7 protein-coding genes, 2 pseudogenes and 1 riboswitch are annotated in these 6860 nt (G+C 36.4%); of the genes and pseudogenes, 5 read left to right on the forward strand and 4 right to left on the reverse strand.

The features are described from left to right. Positions 1–49: 49 nt before the first annotated feature. The 3 genes from AB3X49_RS15340 to AB3X49_RS15350 all read left to right on the forward strand — a co-directional run bounded on the left by AB3X49_RS15340 (position 50) and on the right by AB3X49_RS15350 (position 2616). Positions 50–1378 carry a hemolysin family protein gene (locus AB3X49_RS15340; RefSeq protein WP_367963124.1) on the forward strand — a complete coding sequence of 443 codons (1329 nt, stop codon included), beginning with the start codon at positions 50–52 and terminating at the stop codon, positions 1376–1378. A 53-nt stretch (positions 1379–1431) separates the two neighbouring features. Then, positions 1432–1845: an ATP synthase subunit I gene (locus AB3X49_RS15345; protein WP_002084378.1), complete on the forward strand. Its 414-nt coding sequence runs from the start codon at positions 1432–1434 to the stop codon at positions 1843–1845. A gap of 219 nt (positions 1846–2064) precedes the next feature. Beyond that, positions 2065–2616: a DUF2179 domain-containing protein gene (locus AB3X49_RS15350; RefSeq protein ID WP_002014015.1), complete on the forward strand. Its 552-nt coding sequence runs from the start codon at positions 2065–2067 to the stop codon at positions 2614–2616. A 21-nt stretch (positions 2617–2637) separates the two neighbouring features. On the opposite strand, the gene AB3X49_RS15355 is transcribed toward AB3X49_RS15350, so the two are convergent. Beyond that, positions 2638–2925 (reverse strand): DUF3923 family protein, encoded by a 288-nt coding sequence (locus AB3X49_RS15355; protein WP_367963127.1) that lies wholly within the window; start codon positions 2923–2925, stop codon positions 2638–2640. 75 nt (positions 2926–3000) lie between these two features. Next, on the reverse strand, positions 3001–3381 hold the full coding sequence (locus AB3X49_RS15360) for a hypothetical protein (protein ID WP_367963130.1): 381 nt from the start codon (positions 3379–3381) through the stop codon (positions 3001–3003). Positions 3382–3801: 420 nt separating this feature from the next. Between AB3X49_RS15360 and AB3X49_RS15365 the strand changes: the two are divergent. Further along, positions 3802–4260 (forward strand): annotated as a pseudogene (locus AB3X49_RS15365) (methyltransferase domain-containing protein); the annotation flags it as partial. Positions 4261–4455: 195 nt separating this feature from the next. Continuing rightward, positions 4456–5872: pseudogene (locus tag AB3X49_RS15370) on the forward strand (collagen-like domain-containing protein); the annotation flags it as partial. 81 nt (positions 5873–5953) lie between these two features. Here the strand turns inward: AB3X49_RS15370 and AB3X49_RS15375 are convergent. After that, a complete protein-coding gene (locus AB3X49_RS15375; RefSeq protein WP_000945246.1) occupies positions 5954–6097 on the reverse strand; it encodes a hypothetical protein in 144 nt (47 codons plus the stop codon). A 97-nt stretch (positions 6098–6194) separates the two neighbouring features. Next, positions 6195–6337, reverse strand: a riboswitch (cyclic di-AMP (ydaO/yuaA leader). Positions 6338–6365: 28 nt separating this feature from the next. Next, positions 6366–6836 (reverse strand): GNAT family N-acetyltransferase, encoded by a 471-nt coding sequence (locus AB3X49_RS15380; protein ID WP_367963132.1) that lies wholly within the window; start codon positions 6834–6836, stop codon positions 6366–6368. Positions 6837–6860 lie beyond the last annotated feature (24 nt).

The following is a 6860-nucleotide window of genomic DNA, read 5'->3' on the forward strand; positions in this document are numbered from 1 at the left end:
ATAGTATACAGGAGGTGGACACCTTAGTTTTTTTAACTAAGGGGATTCATTGGAAATATTTAATTTAGTCATGGTTGCGATTTTAATCGCATTTACTGGATTTTTCGTAGCAGCAGAGTTTGCGATTGTAAAAATACGTTCAAGTCGCATTGATCAGCTTGTTGCGGAAGGGAAACGCGGCGCATTAGCAGCGAAAAAGGTAACAACAAATTTAGATGAATATTTATCTGCTTGTCAATTAGGTATTACAGTTACAGCGATGGGATTAGGTTGGTTAGGTGAACCGACAATCGAAAAGTTATTACACCCGTTATTTGAGAAATGGAACATAAATCCTTCTATCTCATCAGTATTAACTTTTGGTCTTGCTTTTATGCTAATGACATATTTACACGTTGTAGTAGGGGAATTAGCTCCGAAAACGCTGGCAATTCAAAAGGCTGAAAAAGTAACGTTGTTATTGGCAACTCCGTTAATGATGTTCTATAAAATCATGTATCCATTTATTTGGGTATTGAACGGTTCAGCTCGTGTTATAACTGGTTTATTCGGTTTGAAACCAGCTTCTGAACATGAAGTAGCTCATACAGAAGAAGAATTACGTCTTATTCTTTCAGATAGCTATGAAAGTGGCGAAATTAATCAAGCTGAATACAAGTATGTAAATAATATCTTTGAATTTGATAATCGCATCGCGAAAGAGATAATGGTACCGCGTACAGAAATCGTTGGTTTCTATCTTGAAGATTCAGTAGAAGAACACATGAAAGTAATCCAAAATGAACGATACACACGTTATCCGATTTTTGGAGAAGATAAAGATGATATTATCGGTATGGTCAACGTAAAAGATTTCTTTATTCGATATATGAACAACGATCAAGAAGATTTGTCATCGATTCGCACGTATATGCGTCCGATTATTGAAGTTATGGAAACGACTCCAATTCATGATTTATTACTGCAAATGCAGAAGAAGCGAATTCCAATGGCTGTTTTATATGATGAGTACGGAGGAACAGCTGGAATTGTAACGCTTGAAGACATATTGGAGGAAATCGTCGGCGAAATTCGTGATGAATATGATGAAGATGAAGCACCACCAATTCAACATGTGAACGAATATCATAAAATTGTTGATGGAAAAGTGCTTATATCAGAAGTAAAAGATTTGTTTGGATTACACATTGAAGAAGACGATGTGGATACAATCGGTGGATGGATTATGATGCAAAATCATGAAATCGAAGAAGGACAATACGTTGAAGCAGAAGGCTATGAATTTAAAGTGTTAGAAAAAGATGCTTATCAAATTAAACGTGTTGAAATTCAAAAAATGGATCATGAACAAGAACAAGAGAAAGCAGCAACTGTGTAAGTTGCTGCTTTTCTTCTGACACATAATAAAATGTGAAATTAGGAGCGGATATTTTGATTCAAGTAGCCTTACGTGTATATCGATTACAATTGTATACGATCTTTAGTGGTTTACTACTAATGTGGGCGGTTACTCCGTTTGGGAAACAAGTGACAGGATTCGGTATCGGTTTAGCAGTTAGCGCATATTGTCTTTGGCTATTAGCTCGCAGAGTGGAGAAATTAGGAAGAAGTATCGTGATGAAAGAAAAGGCTCCTGGATTAGGAGTTCTAAACCGATTTGCAGCCGCAATATTAGGGGCTATCATTATGTTTGAAATTGAGCATGAAATGGAAATGTGGGCATTCGGTACTGGAATATTGGGTGGACACTTTTTAATGATTGCGAATTTAGCCTATGCAAATATGCAGCTAGTAAAAGAAGAAGAGAAGCAAAAGGAAAATGCTTCGAAAAACATAGAACTCTGATGAAAGGGACCTAATCAGGTTCCTTTTTTGCGTTTAAAAATAAATGATATAATACGAATGATTTACTGGTACTTATCGAATTTATGCCAAACATAATACGCTTATTTGTGGGGCATTTCAATAGTATGAAAAAAATTAAAAAAAATTAAAAAACCCATCGATTTCTAAAGCTTATGTATGTTATCATAACAAAAGAATTTGCGAAAGAGGTGGATACCAATGTTACAAGCTTTACTTATTTTTGTGCTTCAAATTATTTACGTTCCAACTTTAACAATCCGTACGATTTTGCTTGTAAAGAATCAAACAAGATCCGCTGCAGGTGTAGGATTGTTAGAAGGGGCTATTTACATTGTCAGTTTAGGTATTGTGTTTCAAGATTTATCAAATTGGATGAACATTGTTGCCTATGTCATCGGCTTTAGTGCGGGACTATTATTAGGCGGTTATATAGAAAATAAATTAGCAATTGGATATATTACGTATCAAGTTAGTTTGCTAGACCGTTGTAATGAATTAGTAAATGAATTACGCCATTTTGGATTTGGCGTTACAGTATTTGAAGGTGAAGGAATAAATTCTATACGTTATCGCTTAGATATCGTTGCAAAGCGTTCTAGAGAAAAAGAACTGTTAGAAATTATTAATGAAATTGCACCGAAAGCGTTTATGTCTTCTTATGAAATCCGTTCGTTTAAAGGTGGCTATTTAACGAAGGCAATGAAAAAGAGAGCATTGTTGAAGAAGAAGAAAGATGAACATGCATCGTAAAGAAAAGGGAGTAGTGCAGTTTTAAAAGCACGGCATAATCCCCATAGAAAAAAGAGAGGAATCTATATTGAAAAAGATTCCTCTCTTTTTTCTGCTTTTTCTCAGATTAACAATTAACCATACAACTTGAATAATTAGTGGTAATATAAATGCAATTAATAAAACGATAAATGCTATTAATTTCAGCTCAGGTGTTTGAGTAACACCAGCACCATCAACCTCTCTTAGCCAAATGATAGCTGCCAATATCCCAAAAATGGTAATCCAAAATATGTTACCAATCCACCAAAAAATCCATCGTCTTTTCATATTAGCACCTCTTATATTTACCCTCTGTTAAAAGTATATTTTCGGTTGTTATATTTAAATGAAATAACTATAAAACTACTTTTTTTCAACTGTATATCTAACTTGTTTAAAGGTTGCCATGTCTCCATCTTCGTTATCATCTTTCGTTTGCAAAAGTTGAACTCTTGGCTTGTAGTCTGTCCTATGAGCGTGCTCGATATCTTTAATGTTAAGTTTGTAGGATTCACCATTATTTATTTTTTGTTCCAATACTTTTTTATTGGCAACATAAATAAAAGTTATTTTATTTTCATCAATACCTTCAGTCTTAATTTCTAATTCATTATCTTTTGTTGTAATCGTTGATGTTAATAATTCAATACTGCCGCTTCCGGTTTCTAAAGAATTTTCTACTATAGTTGAACATCCGGATAGAATGATTCCGATGAATAGAAGAACAATTAATTTCTTTTTCATAACATCCCCCAATTTCAAGTGATTTTTGATTTTGGTATTGCTAGACTGCTAGTATGGAACGTAAATGTTTAGCTAGCACTTTTTTGTTGTACCATAATATGTAAATTAAAATAGGTTATATATCCAATTTAAGGGGGATTGAAAAGTTTACTTATTGTTGAGAATCAGTATTTTTACAGTAGGTATTTATTTTCTTTAGAAAGCGGTGTTGATAAAATCATTACGAATTGGATATCCAAATATATGATGAAATGTAGACAGTAGAAAGAGCTTAATACGAAGCAATCTTATTTTTATAGAAATTACAATTTTTACATATTAAAATAATGATGGGGAAGAGATGAATTCATTCACTTCGGAGATAGTTACTTGAACATTAACGAGAAGGCAATTGAAATGTTTGAACAAAATGAATATGAGGAAGCAATGGAAGAGGAAGTGGATATTCCGAAAGGGTATTTTGATATTGTATATTCCATCTATGCATTAGGATGGACTTCAGATTTAGGAAAAACGTTGGAACTGATTTATTCATATGTAAAGCCAGGAGGAAGTTTTATTTTTAGCTGGGAGCACCCAGTATATTCGAATTTACAGTATGGTACAGAAGAAATTGCTTTAAAGTCTTCTTATCATGAGGAAACTCCTATTACGTTTGAAACATTTAAAGGAGAAAATGTACAAGCGACATTATATAAGAGAAAAATAAGTACATACATAAATGAGTTAAATAGAGTGGGATTTACAATTGAGAGAATAGAAGAGCCTGAATCATCTAGCTCATTTGATGAAGAACTAGCTGAGCCGTCTACGAAATATTATTCTTTATATAAAGCTAGAATGGTGCCAACGACTTTTATTATTAAGGTGAGAAAGTAAAGTGCTTTATAAAAAGAAGCCTATCATTTCAAATAAATGAAATGATAGGCTTCTTTATTTTTAAAAAAATGAGGTCAAAGATGTACTTTTCATATAAAAATGCATTTCATATAAAAAGTGTAATTATTTTGGGGAAGGGGGATTGTTGTGCGTCATCATAGAAAGTGCAAAAAATTTGGAGTGGCACTGCCTCTTCCGCTTGAAGGAGCAACTGGCCCTACTGGTAACAGTGGTCCAACAGGTCCAACTGGAGGGCATGAAGGTCCGGTCGGGCCTCCGGGAATCACTGGACCTAGAGGAGCAACTGGTCCACAAGGTCCTCAAGGTATTCAAGGAATCCAAGGTGCCGTTGGTGATACTGGAGAGCAAGGTGTAACAGGTCCAGTTGGTTTGCAAGGTCCTCAAGGATTAATTGGAAACCAAGGTCCAATTGGTGATATTGGAGTACAAGGACTAGAAGGGATACAAGGAGTGCAAGGCCCTACTGGTAGTCAAGGCTTACAAGGCCCGCAAGGAATACAAGGAGAAATAGGGGAGCGGGGACAAACGGGAGCACAAGGAATGCAAGGTGAGATGGGTGAAACTGGCATCTCAGGTGTAACGGGTCCACAAGGTTCCCAAGGAGCGAAAGGAATACAGGGAGAGGAAGGAGCTACGGGTATACAGGGAGATAGAAGGCCCGCAAGGAATACAAGGAATTACTGGAGGGCAAGGACCACAAGGTGATCAAGGTGTCATTGGTCCAACCGGTGCAACCGGCCCTCAAGGAATCCAGGGAACACAGGGTATTCAAGGTCCAACCGGTCCACAGGGAATACAAGGTCTACAAGGAATTCAAGGTCCAATTGGTCCAACTGGATTGACTGGTCCCCAAGGAATCCAAGGTCCACAAGGGATAACGGGGCAGGCCGGAGTAACTGGATTGATGGGAGTAACAGGTCCACAAGGTGCCACGGGAGCAACCGGGGCAACTGGAGTAACAGGTTCTCAAGGAATTCAAGGAGTGCAAGGTCCACAAGGAGTGACCGGATCGACTGGAGCAACTGGATCGACTGGCTCAACAGGTGCGACTGGACCGACAGGGATACAAGGAATAAGAGGAGTAACCGGTTCAACCGGAGTAACGGGTCCAACAGGTGCGACTGGCCTAACCGGCTCAACCGGAGCAACTGGATCATCTGCTATATCAACAGGTGGTGGGTATTTCTTTTCTACATCAACAAGTACAATTGCAGCAAATGCCAACATTCCAATTAATTCAGGATCCACTGTATATGGAACTGGTGTATCTTTAACTAGTGCTACAACTGTCACGGTATCCACACCAGGAATATATTTAGTAAGCTACTATTTCCAAGGGGACGCGAATGGTGGGAATGAGACTGTATCTGTTAGGTTACTATTAAATGGAACACAAATAACAGGGAGTTTTATACAAAACGTAACGACATCAACTGTAGTAATCGAACCAGCTATTTCAAATACACTTCTTGTGAATGTAGCGAGTGCAAATTCAACGTTAATATTACAAAATGGTCCATTAGGTGTTGGGCATGTGACCACTATTGCAGGAACAATTACGGCAAGTTTAAATGTGGTGAGGATACTATAAAAAGTATAGGGAATATAAAAAACACAAGGAATGTCTTTACAGACACACCTTGTGTTTTTTAATATTAAATAAACATTTTCTTTATCTTTTCGGTTGAAAAATATGCTGAAAGAAGTATTTGTGATGTAAGTTATCTACAACTTTATTTGCTTGATATGTGCGGTGTTGTTCGAGTCGAAGTCTTTGCTCCATCATTTTTATTGCGTGATCTGATAAACGTAACATTGTACCAGTCTCCTTTTCTATAAATATAGTTTTCTGATTGATATCGATTCCATATTTATAACTAAGGAGGCAAAGTGTGTAACATAGGCAAAAAGCACCTTCCTCTCCCATTACGCTTACGAGGTTAGCTGTCGGACTCGGGAAGTGAGAGTTTCCCTACTTGAAAAAGATTCGCCCCAAGTAGCATAGCTACAAAAATGGTTCCCCCGCTCCAAAATTTGGACTCAGCAAAAGGTTGTATAAAGTAAAAAATAACATAAATAAATAATTAAGTCAAACTATTTTGTGTTTTCTGTCTTTTAAGCTGCGTAAGAATCATGCCATCAGGTAGTGTTGTATCTGTTACTTCAATGAAGCTGTGTTTTTTATATAATGCGAGAGCTGGAGTATTGGCTTTACCTGTTTGTACAATGTATGTCATTGAAGACGAGAACATGTTAAATATATAAAGTAGCAGTTTCGTTGCGACTCCTTTTTGAAAAAAATCGGGCGATACAACTAATCTGTGGATATCGATTAGTTCTTCTTCTTGTATAAAAGAAATAAAGCCGACGAGTTTATTTTCAGAGAAATATCCATAGAATGTTTCATCACAATTTTGAATATCGTTTACAGTATCATATAAACGAGGTATTGCAGTACTGTTTAAAAAGTCTGCTTCAATTTTATAAGCTGGAATTTGAACATTTAAAATGGATGATGCTACTTCATAAGAAGTGGGAAGTAATTTATGAATCATAGATAATAACGCCTCCTTTAAATA

Origin of the sequence: Bacillus sp. C30, assembly GCF_040838255.1 — a bacterium.
GTDB lineage: Bacteria > Bacillota > Bacilli > Bacillales > Bacillaceae_G > Bacillus_A > Bacillus_A mycoides.